Origin of the sequence: Profundibacterium mesophilum KAUST100406-0324, assembly GCF_009835145.1 — a bacterium.
Lineage (GTDB): Bacteria > Pseudomonadota > Alphaproteobacteria > Rhodobacterales > Rhodobacteraceae > Profundibacterium > Profundibacterium mesophilum.
In genome coordinates, this window is sequence record NZ_APKE01000105.1 from 1 (window position 1) to 316 (window position 316).

Below are 316 nucleotides of genomic sequence, written 5' to 3' on the forward strand. Positions count from 1 at the left end.
GCTCGGCGCCGTGTTCCAGTTCTCGTTCCCGAACTCCATCAGGATCGTCCCGAAGCTGTCGATGGGCGCCGCCGTGCGCCCCGCGGCGTGGCGCTTGTAGGCCCATGGCTTGCTCGCGGGCGTGTCGGTCGCCGGATCGTAGGGCGCGGCGATATACTCGGCCAGGCCAAGGAACTCGTCCTCGTCCCAGACCCAATCGAATTGCAGCCACGGCTTCGAGCCGCCCGCCTCGATGATGTCGAGATGCTGGGGAAGCGAGAACCCTTCCTGGCCGGCTTCGTCCGTCACCTGCGCGAGATAATTGGAATGGGGGTCA

General features: G+C 65.8%; 1 protein-coding gene. It reads right to left on the reverse strand.

The window, feature by feature from the left end; genetic code table 11:
• Window positions 1-316 (reverse strand): hypothetical protein (locus PMES_RS16445; RefSeq protein ID WP_159966785.1); only part of this gene is annotated, 316 nt, incomplete at both ends.